This window comes from Thermocatellispora tengchongensis (genome assembly GCF_014202315.1).
Lineage (GTDB): Bacteria > Actinomycetota > Actinomycetes > Streptosporangiales > Streptosporangiaceae > Thermocatellispora > Thermocatellispora tengchongensis.
This window is the reverse complement of record NZ_JACHGN010000014.1, coordinates 220,058-232,374: the sequence shown is the minus strand read 5'-3', so window position 1 is coordinate 232,374 and position 12,317 is coordinate 220,058. Positions and strand designations below refer to the sequence as shown.

Genomic DNA, 12,317 nt, shown 5'->3' with positions numbered 1-12,317 from the left:
GGCGGTCGCCTAGGGGAGCGGTCAGGGCCGGTTCCGGGCTCATCTCGGATACTGGTGAAAGCCCAGTTCGGCGACCGTTTTCGGTATGGAGATCGATGCGGGCAAGGGTCTGGTGACCGGTGGGTTCGCCGCGGTCGGCGCGGGCGCCGCGGCCATGGTGTGGCTGCACGTGCAGGCGGGTCTCGACCCGCTGCACACCGTGATCAGCGAGTACGCCTTCGCCCCGGAGGGCTGGCTGCTGCCCGCGTCGCTGACCCTGCTCGCGGCGGGAGCGGCGATGTTCGCCGCGGTGCTGGCGCGCGGGGGCGCTCACCGGGGTGCTCATGGCGCTGATCATGGCGCTGATCACGGCGCTGATCACGGCGCTGTCCGGGGGGCTCGTGGCGCTCACCGGGTCATCGCCGGGCTGCTGCTGGCCTGGGGCGTGTGCATGCTGCTCATCGGGGCGTTCCCCACCGACAGGCCGGGCGTGCCGCTGTCGATGTCCGGGGGCATCCACAGGTACGCGGCGTTCGTCGCCTTCCTGGTCATGCCGGTCGCGGCGCTGATGCTGGCCCGGCGCCTGGCCCCGGAGCGCGCCGGCGTCGCGGCGGCGCTGCGGGTGCTCGGCGTGGTCGCGGCGACGGCCCTGGTCGCGGTCGTGGTGCCGTACGTGCTGAGGATGGGCGGCATCCCGATCACCAACGACGACATCCCGGCCGGGCTGACCCAGCGGATCGTGGTCGTGGCCGAGGTGGGCGCGCTCGCGCTGATGGGGCTGGTGCTGCGCGCGCTCCCCGGGCGGGCGCCTCAGGGGGCCGGCTCGGCGGTGGTCTCGGCCGCCCCCATGCGGGCGGCGGCCTCGCGGTAGGCGGGCAGGACCAGGTCCCAGAAGCGGGCCACGTCCAGCGAGGTCGCGACCCGGGCGTTGGCCCGGCCGGGCCGCACGTCGAAGTCGGTGACGGTCATCCCGTACGTCCAGCGCCCCACGGTCTCCACGTTCACCTCGGCGGGCGCGAACACGTGCAGGGTGGGGTCGATGACGTGGGCGACGGCGCAGGCGTCGTAGATCGCCGGGCCGTCGGCGGCGGTGGCCAGGCCGTAGAACTCCACGCACGGCACCAGCAGGTCGGCGCCGAGGCGGCCCATCGCCCGCATCTCCTCCACCACCCACCCCGTGGCGAGCGCGTGCTTGGCCGCGTCGAGCCCGATCGTGGTGACCGTCCAGCCCGCCTCGAACACGATCGCGGCGGCCTCGGGATCGGCGGCGATGTTGAACTCCGCCGCGGGCGTGAAGTTGCCGCGCGTGTAGGAGCCGCCCAGGATGACCAGCTCGCGCACCATCTCGGCCAGCTTGGGCTCCTTGCGCACGGCCAGGGCCACGTTGGTGAGGGGGCCGATCGCCACCAGGGTGATCTCGCCGGGGTCGGCGGCGATGGCGTCGATGATGAAGTCCACCGCGTGGCCGGGGGCCGCCCTGAGCCGCGGCTCGGGCAGCCGGGCGGCGCCGAGCCCGGAGTCGCCGTGCACCTCGGCCGCGTCCACGCGGGCGCGCAGCAGCGGGCCGGCACTGCCGGCGGTGACCGGTACGCCGTGCAGGCCGAGGAACTCGCGCAGCTTGAGCGCGTTGGCCGTGGTGTGCTCCAGTCCGACGTTGCCGCCGACGGTGGTGATCCCCACGATCTCCAGCTCCGGGCTGCCGTGGGCGAGCACGATCGCCAGCGCGTCGTCGATGCCGGGGTCGCAGTCAATGATGATCTTCTTTGCGGTCACGCGTATCAGCATATTTACACATGCATTGCGATTCGTTGACGTGATGCCCGCGCCCAACCTGGCGTCGGTGGCACCGACCGGCCGGTATGCCCTTTGAAGGGTGCCTGCGCGCCCGGCCCGGCGTCGCGAGCCCCCAGTCGCGACGCCGGGCCGCGGGCAGGGCGGAGCGAGCCTCCCCGTGCCCCTGGGGGGAGTCGTAGGGACACGGGGAGTGCTCATGGTGGACCCCGCTCCGACATATGGGAGCGCTCCCACACATCCTTCTGCACGGAAGGGGTCCGCGTCAATAGCGGGACCGCCCCGCCGCGCTGACGGCGAGGCCGAGAGGGCGCCGGGGTGTGCGTAGCGGGCTGTTCCGGGGCGAGCCGGGGGTGGCATCATCCTGCAATGAGCTCCAGGGAGACGGCCACGGCCCGGCGGGCCGGGTGGCGCAGGGCGATGCGGCCGCGCAGCAGCGAGGAGGAGCACCGGGCGGCCACGCCGCTGGAGCTTCTGTTCGACCTGTGTTTCGTCGTGGCGGTGGCGCAGGCGGCGGCGAGCCTGCACCATGCCGAGTCCGAGGCGCACATCGGGTCGGGCCTGATCGGGTACGTGATGGTGTTCTTCGCCATCTGGTGGGCCTGGATGAACTTCACCTGGTTCGCCTCCGCCTACGACACCGACGACGTGCCGTACCGGCTGACCACCCTGGTGATCATCGCGGGTGTGCTGATCATGGCGGCCGGGGTGCCCCACGCGTTCGCCGAGAAGGACTTCACCATCCCCACCATCGGCTACGCGGTGATGCGCCTGGGGATGGTGGCGCTGTGGCTGCGCGCCGCCGCCGGCCATCCCGCGGGCCGCGCCTGCGCCCTGAAGTACGCCGGCGGCATCGCGCTCGTCCAGGCCGCCTGGCTCGCCCGGCTGGCCCTGCCCGAGCAGATCGGGGTGCCCGCGTTCGGGGTGCTGGCCCTGGCCGAGCTGGCGGTGCCGGTCTGGGCCGAGCGGGGCACCAGGACCGACTGGCACGCCGGGCACATCGCCGAGCGTTACGGCCTGCTCACGCTGATCATGCTGGGCGAGTCCGTGCTCGCCGCGACGCTGGCGATCCAGGAGGGCGTGGACACCGGCGAGGCGAGCGCGGCCGAGCTGCTCACGATCGGCTTCAGCGGCATGGTGATCGTGTTCGCGATGTGGTGGCTGTACTTCGAGCATCCGGCCTCGGACATCCTGGCCGCCGGCAACCGGGTCGCCTTCCCCTGGGGGTACGGCCACTTCTTCGTGTTCTCCTCGATCGCGGCGGTCGGCGCGGGCCTGGCCGTGTCGGTGGACGCCGACCTGCACCGCGCCCACCTCGGCCCGGCGGCGGTCGGCCTGGTGGTCGCGGTGCCGGTGGCGGTGTACCTGCTCAGCGTGTGGCTGGTGCACATCCGCCCGCACCGGCCCGGCCCGGCGGTGACGGCCGGGTTCCCGGCCGCGGCGGCGCTGGCGCTCGCCGCCGCGTTCACCCCGGTCCCGCTGCCGGTGATCGCCGCGATCCTGGCCGGGCTGGTGGCGGTGGTGCTAGCGGCGTCGTACCGCCAGGCGCGCGGGTAGCACGCTCGCCGCCAGGGCCAGGAGCAGGCAGGCCGCCACGATCCCGGCCAGCAGCGGCCAGGGCAGCACCAGCTCGACCGGTGCCCCGGCCAGCTCGGCCAGCCCGGCGCGCAGGCCGAGCAGGGCGGGCAGGGCGGCCAGCGCGCCGAGCAGCGTGCCCAGGGTGACGACCAGGGCCGACTCGCCCGCGACGGCCGCGAGCACCTGGCGCACGGTGGCGCCCGACAGGCTCAGTACGGCGAAGTCGCGGCGGCGGCCCGATGTCGCCATCAGGAGGGTGTTGCCGATGGCGACCGCGGTGTAGCCGGCCGACATGCCGACCAGCACCAGGGTGAAGGTCCACACCAGCCGGTCCTCCTCGGCGTCGGCGCTCGCCGCGTACGCGGCCACGCTCAGGACCCGGGCCCCCAGCTCGGGCGGCAGGGCGGGCGGCGTGGCGCCCCCGGCCACGTATGCCTCCGCCGTCAGCGCCGACGGGTCGTGCGCGCGCAGGGTGTCGCGGGGGAGCAGCAGGGAGGCCGGCGCGCCGGAGGTGACCGCCACCACCGTCAGCGGCACCGTACGCCCGTCGTCGAACGTGACCGGCAGCGTGTCGCCCGGCCGCAGCCCGAGCTCCCCGGCCGGTCGCGACGCCACGGCCACCGTGTCGCCGCGCAGCCGGCCCAGGTCGCCCGCGACCGCGCGCAGGTCCCGCGCCACCCGTAGCGCGCCGGGGGTGAGGCCGAGCGCGTCGAGCGGCGTGTCGCCGTGGTAGACGGTGCCGGGCAGCCCGGCCACCGCGCCCGCCGCCGCCACCGCCGCGTCCGACAGGCCGGGCGTGCCGTCGGGCGCGACCACGGCCGCCGCCGAGACCGCCGCGCCCCGCCCGGCCGCGAAGGCCGCCGCCGTGGTCTGCACCATGCTGGTGATCAGCATCGCGAACCCCACCGTGGCCAGCACCGGCGCCGCCGTGGAGGCCGTGCGCCGCGCGGCCACCCGCGCGTTCTCGCGCACCAGCATGCCGGTGGCCCCGCGCGCCCGGCCGAGCGGCCAGGTCAGCGCGTGCGCCAGCGGCGGCACGACGGCCGGCGCGAGCAGCGTCAGCCCCACGATCAGCGCCATCGCGGTGTAGATGCCGTAGTTGAACATCGCCTCCGCGCCCGCGCTCACGGTCAGCACCGACAGCACCACGCCGCCCGCCGTGAACGCGATCCCGAAGATCCACCGGCTGCGCGGCATCGGCCGCTCGTCCACCGCCGCCTCGCGCAGCGCCTCCAGCGGACGCACCCGCGCCGCCCGGCGCGAGGCGGCCCAGGTGCCGAGCAGCGCGACCACCAGGCCGACCGCGAACGCCGCCGCCGGCGGCCAGGCGGCCACCCGCACCTCGAAGCCCGGGGGCTCGAACCCGGCGGCCACCAGCAGCCCGCCCATCGGGGACGCGGCGGCGATCCCGAGGGCCGCCCCGGCCGCCCCCGCGACCGTGCCGACCGCCAGCGCCTCGCCGTACATCATGACCCGCACCTGACGGGGCGTGGCGCCGATGGCGCGCAGCAGCCCGAACTCCCGCCGCCGCTGCGCCACCCCGAACGCGAACGTGGACGCCACGATGAACACCGACACGAACGCCGCCAGCGCCGCCATCCCGGCCAGGACCTGGGTGCCGATCCACCGCGTCCGCGAGTCGTGCTTGGGCTCCACGGCGGCCCGCGCGTCCCCGGCCAGCACCGTGCCGCGAGTGCCCGCGGCGGCCCGCGCCGCCGCCTCGACCGCGGCCGGGTCGGCGCCCGGCTCGGTGACTAGCCCGATCACCCGTACGCCCCCCGCCAGCCTCGCCGCCGCCGCGTCCGAGACGTAGAAGCCGGGCCCGTCCACGGTCCCCGACACCCGGTACGCCGCCGGCCCCGCCGCCGTGAGCAGCGTGACCGGCTCGCCCGCGCGCAGCCCGAGCTCCCGGTCCACGACCACGTCGCGCTCCCCGGCCGGAGGCGTCCCGGACGCCAGCCGGTACGGCCCCAGCGCCGCGGCGGCCCAGCCGTGCCCCTGGAGGTCCGCCCGCAGCCCGACCGGCCGGCCCCCGATCACCGCCTGGGCGTAGAACGACCGGTCGGCCACCGCCGCCGCCACGCCCGGCACCCCGGCCAGCCGCCGGGCCAGCGCCTCCGCCTCCTCCGGCGGCCAGGCCCGGTCGGGGGCGAACACCCCGTCCGGCTGCACCGGCGTCGGCGCCCGCACCAGGACCGGCGCGCCCGCGAGCCGGTCGGGCACCCGCGGCTCCGCCGACACGTACGCGAGCCCGGCCGCGGTCACGATCGCCACCCCCAGGCACAGCGCCACGAACGACCCCGCGAACGCCGTCCACCGCTCCCGCACCGAGGCCAGCGCCACCGGCACACCCCGCCGCCTCAGCATCCCGCCCCCTCCTCAAGGCCGGCCATCCGGCTCGCGATCGAGGCCGCGTCGATGTCCGCGCCGACGGCCTCCTCCACCACCCGGCCGTCGGCCAGGAACAGCACCCGGTCGGCGTACGACGCCGCCACCGGGTCGTGCGTCACCATCACCAGCGTCTGCCGCTGGTGGTCCACCAGGTCGCGCAGCAGCCGCAGCACCGTGCGCGAGGTCGTGGTGTCCAGCGCGCCGGTGGGCTCGTCGGCGAACAGCACCGACGGGCGGGCGATCAGCGCCCGCGCGATGGCCACCCGCTGCTGCTCCCCGCCGGAGAGCTGACTCGGCCGGTGGCCGCCGCGCCCGGTCAGGCCCACCTCGGCCAGCGCCGCGCGCACCTCGACCGGGTCGGCCGGACGGCCGGCGAGCCGCAGCGGCAGCGCCACGTTCTGCTCCGCCGTCAGCGCGGAGACCAGGTTGAACGCCTGGAACACGAAGCCCACCCGGCCGCGGCGCAGCACCGTCAGCCCGGTCTCGTCCAGCGTGCCGAGGTCGGTGCCGTCGATGCGCACCGTGCCCTCGGTGGGCCGGTCCAGCCCGGCCGCGCAGTGCAGCAGCGTGGACTTGCCCGAACCCGAGGGCCCCATCACCGCGGTGAACGTGCCCGGCGCGAAGTCGGTGGTCACGCCGTCGAGCGCGGTCACGGCCCGCGCCCCCGAGCCGTACACCTTGCGCACCGACCGGAGGGTCACGCCCCGTTCCGTGCTCGTCTCAGTGGTCGTCGTCATGGCACCCCAGCCAACCCGCGCGGCCCGCCGGGCGCACTGGCGCGAGCGCGAGCATCGGGACTACACCCAGCACTAGTGCCCGCCCTCCCGGCGTCGGTTACGGTCGAAACCGTGCTCGCCGCCTGTACCGCCCTGGAGGCCATGACCCGCGCGCCGCTGCGCTTCCTGCGCTCCCCCTGGCCGCTGCGCTCGCTGGCCTACCTGCTGCCCAGCGCCCTGCTCGCCGTGGCCGGCGTGGGACTGGCCTTCACCGTGTACGCGTACGGGCCCGTCGCCGCCGGGGCGCTCGGCGTGGCGGCCAGCCTGCTCGGCGGGCTGGGCCTGGCCCGGTTCGAGCGGTGGCGGCTGCGCCTGGTGGACCTCGAACCCGCCCGCGACCCGCACCGGCCCCCCGGCGGGCCGGGGGTGCGCGCCTGGCTGCGCACCCGCCTCCGGGAGCAGGCCACCTGGCGCGAGGTCGGCTTCGCCGCGGTCTCGCTGGCCGCGCTCTGGGTGATCGACCTGGGCGTGGTCAGCCTGGCCGGGTGGCTGCCGGTGATGCTGATGTCCGCGCCGCTCCAGCCCGGCATGGGGGGTCTCCCGGCCGTGCCGCTGGCGCTCGCCGGGGCCGCGGCGCTGCCGCTCGCGTCGTACCCGGTGACCGCCTGGGCCGGGGCCCGCGCCTCGGTGACCCGCGCCGTCCTCGCGCCGCGCGATGCCGAGCTGGGCGAGGTCGTACGGTCCCGCGCCCGGCTGATGGACGCCTTCGAGAGCGAGCGGCGCCGCATCGAGCGCGACCTGCACGACGGCGCGCAGCAGCGCCTCGTCGCGCTCAGCATGAAGCTCGGCCTGGCCAGGCTGGACCTGCCGCCCGGATCGCCCGCCGCCCGGCAGGTGGCCGAGGCGCACGAGGAGGCCAAGCGGGCCCTGGCCGAGCTGCGCGAGCTGATCCGCGGCGTGCACCCCCAGGTGCTCACCGACCGCGGGCTCCCCGCCGCGGTCCGCGACGTGGCGGGCCGCTCTCCGGTGCCGGTCGAGGTGGACATCCCGCTGCGCGAGCGGCTGCCCGCCCCGGTCGAGGTGACCGCCTACTACGTCGCCACCGAGGCCCTGGCCAACGTCGCCAAGCACAGCGGCGCGGCCCGCTGCCGCGTACGCGGCCGGCTGCGCGGCGACGTCTTCCGCCTGGAGGTCCACGACGACGGCGCGGGCGGCGCCGACCCGGCCGCCGGCACCGGCCTGGCCGGCCTCGCCGACCGCCTGGCCGTGCTCGACGGCGCCATGTCCATCTCCAGCCCGCCCGGCGGGCCCACCACCCTGCTCGTGGAGATCCCGTGCCCCGCCTCCGCGTAGTCCTCGCCGAGGACGCCGTGCTGCTCCGCGAGGGCCTGGCCGGCCTGCTCGACCGCTTCGGCCACACCGTGGTCGCCTCGGTCGGCGAGGCCGAGTCGCTGCTCGCCGCCGTCGAGGAGCACGAACCCGACATCGTCGTCGCCGACGTCCGCATGCCGCCCGGGTTCTCCGACGAGGGCCTGCGCGCCGCGCTCGCCCTCCGCGCCGCCCGGCCGTCCCTCGCCGTCCTCGTGCTCAGCCAGTACGTCGAGCAGACCTACGCCGCCGAACTCCTCGACTCCGGCCCCGGCGCCGGCATCGGCTACCTGCTCAAGGACCGCATCGGCGAGGTCAAGGAGTTCGTGGACGCCCTGGAGAGGGTCGCCGCCGGCGCCACCGTGGTGGACCCCGAGGTGGTACGCCAGCTCCTGGCCCGCCGCCGCCATCCGCTCGGCCGCCTCACCCCCAGGGAGCGCGAGGTCCTGGCCCTGATCGCCGAGGGCCGCAGCAACGCGGCCATCGCCCGCGCCCTGGTCATCACCGAGGCCGCGGTCAGCAAGCACATCGCCGGCATCTTCACCAAGCTCGACCTGCCCCCCGACCAGGACGACCACCGCAGGGTCCTGGCCGTGCTCGCCTTCCTCCGCGGCGCCTGACCCTGGTCGCCGCTAACCCTGGTCGCCGCCCGACAGCCCCCGGTAGGCCGGGCGGAGGATGTCCAGCAGCGGGATGTGGCGCACCTTCACCTCCGGGGGCTCCAGAGCCCGCAGCAGGATGTCCGCCGGAGCCGAGGTCGCCGGGGCGGGCCTGGCGCGCAGCCGGGTGAGCGAGACCCCGGGGGAGTAGAAGCCGGACACCTGCCCGGCCAGGGGCGGGTCCTCCACGGCCAGCGGGTCGGAACCCTCCTCACCGGGGGCGCCGCGCAGGGAGTCCAGCAGCTCGTCCCTGGCCCGGCCGCGCCAGGCCAGGACCAGGAACGGGTCCTCGTCGAACGCCTCGGCCAGCAGGTAGAGCACCGCCGACAGGTGCTTGCACGGGAACCCCCAGTCGGGGCAGGAGCACTCCATGTCCAGCTCGGCGGGGAACAGCGGCAGGCCGAGCCGGTCGAACACCTCGACGATCTCGACGGGCATCTCGCCGGCCAGCAGCTTGGCCCGGTACAGCGCCTCGGCAGCCAGGGCGCGCTCGATCCCGGCCCAGGCCGCGTGCCCGTACGCCTCGATCCGCACCGACACGTCGTAGGGCTCGGGCCGCGAGCCCTGCACGGCCGCGCGCACCAGGCCGGGGGACAGGTCGAGGGTGATCACCTGGCCGCGGCGGGCGTACGAGCGGCCCCGGCTGAGCCGGCCCGGGTCGCAGATCCCCTCCAGGATGTCGATGAACCGGCGCGACCACCACCGCGAGCCGATCGACCCGCGCCGGCTGCGCGCCTTGATCCCGTTCTCCACGCGGATCGGGCCGGAGTGCCCCTCCCACCAGTCGGCCATCAGCTCACCGCCTCCGGACCGAGGCGGAACAGCTCGCGCAACTGCTCGGTGGACAGGGCGGTGATCCAGTCCTCGCCCGTGCCGACCACGCTCTCGGCCAGCGCCTTCTTCCGCTCGATCATCTCGTCGATCCGCTCCTCCAGGGTGCCCACGCAGATGAACTTCCTGACCTGGACGTTCCTGGTCTGCCCGATGCGGAACGCGCGGTCGGTCGCCTGGTCCTCCACCGCGGGGTTCCACCACCGGTCCACGTGGATCACGTGGTTGGCCGCGGTCAGGTTCAGCCCGGTGCCCGCCGCCTTCAGCGACAGCAGGAACAGCATCGGCTCGTCGTCGTTCTGGAAGCGTTCCACCAGCTCATCGCGCCGCTTCTTGGGCAGCCCGCCGTGCAGCCACAGCACCGGCCGGTCGAGATGGGCCGACAGGTACGGCTGCAGCATCGCGCCGAACTCGGCGTACTGGGTGAACACCAGCGCCTTGTCACCCTCCTCGACGATCTCCTCGGCCAGCTCCTCCAGCCGCGCCAGCTTCCCCGACCGCCCGGCCAGCCGCGAGCCGTCCTTGAGCAGGTGGGCCGGGTGGTTGCACACCTGCTTCAGCCGGGTCATCGTGGCCAGCACGTTGCCGTGCCGCTCGATCCCCTCGCTGCCGTCGATCTTGGACATCATGTCGTTCACCACGGCCTGGTAGAGGCTGGCCTGCTCCGGGGTGAGCGTGCACCAGACCTTCATCTCCAGCTTCTCCGGCAGGTCGGAGATGATGGTCTTGTCGGTCTTCAGGCGCCGCAGCACGAACGGCCCGGTCGCCCGCTTCAGCGCCCTGGCGGCGTCCTCGTCGCGGCGCGCCTCGATCGGCTCCTGGTAGCGCTCCCGGAACCGCTTGGCGGGCCCGAGCAGCCCCGGATTGCAGAACTCCATGATCGCCCACAGCTCCGCGAGGTGGTTCTCCACCGGCGTGCCGGTCAGCGCCAGCCGCGTCCGCGCGCGCAGCGCCCGCACCGCCTGCGCCTGCCGCGCCGCACTGTTCTTGATCGCCTGCGCCTCGTCGCACACCACCCGCCCCCAGGCGAACCCGCGCAGCGCCTCCAGATCCCGCAGCGCCGTCCCGTACGTGGTGATCACCAGATCGGCCGAGGCCACCGCCTCGCCCAGCTCGTCCTCCCGCTTGCGCTGGCCCCCGTGATGCACGTACACCCGAAGACCGGGCGCGAACCGCGCGGCCTCCTTCTGCCAGTTGCTCACCAGCGACATCGGGCACACCAGCAACGTCGGCGCCACCTCCCCGGACGCCTGTCCGTTCCGCTCGTCAAGCAGCAAAGACAATGTCTGGGCCGTTTTGCCGAGTCCCATGTCGTCGGCGAGGATGCCGCCGAGGCCGAGGGAGGACAGGAAGCTGAGCCAGGACAGGCCGCGTTCCTGGTAGGGACGCAGGGTGCCCTGGAAGGTCGCGGGGGTGGGGACGGGGGTGAGGCGGCGGTCGGCCTCGCCGGACAGCAGGTCGCCCAAGGGGCCGTCGGCGTCCACGTCGAGGAGGGGGAGCAGTTCGTCGCCGCCCTCGACGACCTCGTTGATGACCTCGCCGACCGTCATCTCGCCGGAGCGGCGGCGGGAGACGACCTCCAGGGCGGCCTTGAGCTGGCGGTCGTCCAGCTCGACCCACTGGCCGCGCACCCGGACCAGGGGGATCTTGAGCCGGGCCAGCTCCTCCAGCTCCTCCTCGCTGATCGTGTGCTCGCCGATGGCGAGATCGACCCGGAAGTCGACGAGCTGGCCCAGGCCGAAGCCCTGGCCGGCCACGGCGCCGGGGCCGGTCTTGCGGGTGCGGGTGGTGAGCTTCAGGCCCAGGGCCTTGCGGCCCGCCCAGGCGGGGAGCTGGACGCCGTAGCCGGCCGCCTGGAGCAGCGGGGCGGAGTGGCGCAGGAACTGGAAGGCCCAGGCGGTGTCCACGTCCATGGCCGAGGGACGGGCGGTGCGCAGGGCGCCGTACAGCTCGGGGCACAGGCGCACGGCGCGGCCGAGGCCCGCGAGCAGGGCCTCGTCGGGGCGCCTGGGCAGGCCGGGGACGTGCTCGCCGGCCCAGATGTCGGCGGCGGGGACGTAGAGGCTGGGGTCCTCGGTGGACTGCAGGGCGAACTCCACCCGCCAGGAGGGTTCTCCCTCTCCGGCCTGCTCCTCCTCCGGCGGCGGCTCGGTGAGGCGGAAGCAGACCCGGGCGGGGCCGTCCAGCTCGTGGGCGGCGGCGAGCCAGTCGCGCAGGGCGGTGCCCAGGCGCTCGGCGTCGGCGGGCTTGGCGCCGGGGAGCGCGGGGTCCTCGCCGGTGAGGGCGGCCAGCCAGCGGTCGGGCAGGGCGCTGCGCGGGCCGGGGCGGGGGCCGGCGAGCAGGCGGTCGGGGAGCGCGCGGCGTACGGCGGCGTCGGCCAGGCCCGACAGGGCCTCGCGCAGGACCCGGGCCGACCCCGTCTCCTCGCCGACGGCGCGGCACACGGGCGGCATCGCGGCGGCCAGCTCGCGGAAGGCGGCGGCGTCGGGGCCGGTGACGACCGGGACCCAGCGGGCGGCGTGCTCGCCGTGCTCGGTGACGAGCTGGGGCAGCACCCGGCCCCGGCGGACCAGGTCGCGGGCGGTCTCGGCGACGGCGGCCAGGTAGCGCAGCGACCCGCCGGGGCCCCATTCGGGGGTGTCGGCGCCGTCGCGGTCGTCGAGGCCGGACAGCAGGGCGAGCGCGCCGGGGGCGCCCAGCAGCAGGACCGGGACCAGGTACGGGGTGATCTTCGGGGCGCGGGCGGCGCTGGTCAGGCCGGACTCGGGGGAGGGGAGCGGGCCCTTGGCGGAGCCGGGCAGCAGGACGACCCGCTCGGCCTCCTCGGCCTTGGCGGCGTGCTCGCCGAGCGCGGCCCTCAGCAGGGCGGCCGGGGCGGCGTAGGGGTGCGGGGCCGGCCGGGTGCGGCGTGCGGGCGGCGCGTCGCCCGGGGCCGTGTCCTCGGCCCACAGGCACAGGCGGCCGTCCGTCCACGCCGCGTGAACCACCAGCACGACATCACCTC

At 75.6% G+C, this 12,317-nt stretch carries 9 protein-coding genes; 4 read left to right on the top strand and 5 right to left on the bottom strand.

Going from position 1 to position 12,317, the window contains the following annotated elements:
* Positions 1 to 85: 85 nt before the first annotated feature.
* Positions 86 to 850: a DUF998 domain-containing protein gene (locus tag HNP84_RS30495; RefSeq protein WP_185053372.1), complete on the top strand. Its 765-nt coding sequence runs from the start codon at positions 86 to 88 to the stop codon at positions 848 to 850.
* Here HNP84_RS30495 and HNP84_RS30490 read toward each other — a convergent pair.
* Entirely contained in the window at positions 790 to 1,752 is a 963-nt protein-coding gene (locus HNP84_RS30490) for a nucleoside hydrolase (protein ID WP_221336924.1), read from the bottom strand. The genes HNP84_RS30495 and HNP84_RS30490 overlap by 61 nt on opposite strands.
* 387 nt (positions 1,753 to 2,139) lie before the next feature.
* On the opposite strand from HNP84_RS30490, the gene HNP84_RS30485 reads away from it, so the two are divergent.
* Positions 2,140 to 3,327 carry a low temperature requirement protein A gene (locus HNP84_RS30485; RefSeq protein ID WP_185053370.1) on the top strand — a complete coding sequence of 396 codons (1,188 nt, stop codon included), beginning with the start codon at positions 2,140 to 2,142 and terminating at the stop codon, positions 3,325 to 3,327.
* On the opposite strand, the gene HNP84_RS30480 is transcribed toward HNP84_RS30485, so the two are convergent.
* Entirely contained in the window at positions 3,295 to 5,715 is a 2,421-nt protein-coding gene (locus HNP84_RS30480; RefSeq protein WP_185053369.1) for an FtsX-like permease family protein, read from the bottom strand. The two genes, HNP84_RS30485 and HNP84_RS30480, sit on opposite strands and share 33 nt — an antisense overlap.
* Positions 5,709 to 6,476: an ABC transporter ATP-binding protein gene (locus tag HNP84_RS30475; RefSeq protein WP_185053368.1), complete on the bottom strand. Its 768-nt coding sequence runs from the start codon at positions 6,474 to 6,476 to the stop codon at positions 5,709 to 5,711. Before HNP84_RS30475 ends, HNP84_RS30480 begins: the two co-directional genes overlap by 7 nt.
* Before the next feature lie 111 nt (positions 6,477 to 6,587).
* Between HNP84_RS30475 and HNP84_RS30470 the strand changes: the two genes are divergently transcribed.
* The gene (locus HNP84_RS30470; protein WP_312926045.1) at positions 6,588 to 7,808 is read left to right on the top strand and encodes a sensor histidine kinase; all 1,221 of its coding nucleotides are present in this window, start codon (positions 6,588 to 6,590) and stop codon (positions 7,806 to 7,808) included.
* The gene (locus HNP84_RS30465; protein WP_185053367.1) at positions 7,790 to 8,443 is read left to right on the top strand and encodes a response regulator; all 654 of its coding nucleotides are present in this window, start codon (positions 7,790 to 7,792) and stop codon (positions 8,441 to 8,443) included. The genes HNP84_RS30470 and HNP84_RS30465 overlap by 19 nt, the downstream gene beginning before the upstream one ends.
* Before the next feature lie 12 nt (positions 8,444 to 8,455).
* On the opposite strand, the gene HNP84_RS30460 is transcribed toward HNP84_RS30465, so the two are convergent.
* Complete coding sequence (locus tag HNP84_RS30460; RefSeq protein ID WP_185053366.1) at positions 8,456 to 9,274, bottom strand: SWIM zinc finger family protein; 819 nt, start codon at positions 9,272 to 9,274, stop codon at positions 8,456 to 8,458.
* Positions 9,274 to 12,306 carry a DEAD/DEAH box helicase gene (locus HNP84_RS30455; protein WP_185053365.1) on the bottom strand — a complete coding sequence of 1,011 codons (3,033 nt, stop codon included), beginning with the start codon at positions 12,304 to 12,306 and terminating at the stop codon, positions 9,274 to 9,276. Before HNP84_RS30455 ends, HNP84_RS30460 begins: the two co-directional genes overlap by 1 nt.
* Positions 12,307 to 12,317: the final 11 nt, after the last annotated feature.

Bases quoted from the DNA above. Each gene is read 5' to 3' on its own strand.
- HNP84_RS30475 (WP_185053368.1), bottom strand. From the start codon at position 6,476: ATGACGACGACCACTGAGACGAGCACGGAACGGGGCGTGACCCTCCGG.
- HNP84_RS30485 (WP_185053370.1), top strand. From the start codon at position 2,140: ATGAGCTCCAGGGAGACGGCCACGGCCCGGCGGGCCGGGTGGCGCAGG.
- HNP84_RS30460 (WP_185053366.1), bottom strand. From the start codon at position 9,274: ATGGCCGACTGGTGGGAGGGGCACTCCGGCCCGATCCGCGTGGAGAAC.
- HNP84_RS30480 (WP_185053369.1), bottom strand. From the start codon at position 5,715: ATGCTGAGGCGGCGGGGTGTGCCGGTGGCGCTGGCCTCGGTGCGGGAG.
- HNP84_RS30495 (WP_185053372.1), top strand. From the start codon at position 86: ATGGAGATCGATGCGGGCAAGGGTCTGGTGACCGGTGGGTTCGCCGCG.